This window comes from bacterium (assembly GCA_035380285.1).
In the GTDB taxonomy this organism is placed as follows: Bacteria; Auribacterota; Erginobacteria; order Erginobacterales; family DAOSXE01; genus DAOSXE01.
This window is the reverse complement of record DAOSXE010000051.1, coordinates 8,764-9,778: the sequence shown is the minus strand read 5'-3', so window position 1 is coordinate 9,778 and position 1,015 is coordinate 8,764. Positions and strand designations below refer to the sequence as shown.

Annotated in this window: 1 protein-coding gene; it reads left to right on the top strand. The window is 71.3% G+C overall.

Annotation, left to right across the window (positions count from 1 at the left end; all coding sequences use genetic code 11):
• Positions 1 to 1,015 (top strand): hypothetical protein (locus PLZ73_12175; protein ID HOO78629.1); only part of this gene is annotated, 1,015 nt, incomplete at both ends.

The window sequence follows — 1,015 nt, the reverse complement described above, 5'->3', positions numbered from 1 at the left end:
TCAAGCAGTTCACCTCCCTGGACCCGGCGGGTCCGGTGGAGCTGCGGATCGTCGGGGGGGATCTTCTCCCCGAGACCGAGGAAGGCGACTACGTGACCGTGGAGCATTCGGCGGGAGGGGTCCCCGGCGCGCCGGCGCTGGTGTACCCGCCCGCGGTTTTCGGGCTTCAGACCGGCGAGGAAGCCGTCTATTACGTGGGATCCGACGGGAGCACCTACCACGACCGCTGGTTGACCAGCCTGGCCAAGGGCGTCCCCACTCCCAGCATCTCGCCCACCCGGACACCCAGCCCGTCCCCCACCGCTTCGCCCTCGCCTTCGCCTTCCCCCAGCGCCTCCGTCAGCCCCACCGCCGTTCCCAGCGCCACGCCCAGCCTGATCCCGACCCCGAGCCCCGCCCCCACCGCCACCCCCAGCGTTTCCCCGACTCCGGAGTACGGCGCGGTCCCGCTGGAGCTGGAAACGGTCACCGACATGTATCTCTCCGCCTACCGTTCGTCGGACCCCTACGGATGGAAGTGGGTGGTGGCGGAAGCGGGGACGGGGGAATGGCTGGGGCGGGTCTTCGACAGCCAGGCCGGGTTCAAGCAGTTCACCTCCCTGGACCCGGCGGGTCCGGTGGAGCTGCGGATCGTCGGCGGCAACCTTCCTCCCGAAACCGAGGAAGGCGACTACGTGACGGTGGAGCGTTCGGCGGGAGGGGTTCCCGGCGCGCCGGCGCTGCTCTATCCGCCCGCGGTTTTCGGGCTTCAGACCGGCGAGGAAGCCGTCTATTACGTGGGGTCCGACGGGAGCACCTACCACGACCGCTGGCTGACCAGCCTGGCCAAGGCCGTCCCCACCCCCACCGCGTCGCCCCTTCCGACCGCTTCCCCCACGCCGACGCCGGTTCCCACGTCGACGCCGGTGCCGACCTCCACGGTTACGCCGACGCCGGTGGCGACGCGGACGCCGACACCGCTACCCTCGGTTCCGCCGACGACGCCCCCGACGCGGACGCCGACCCCTGAGCCTTC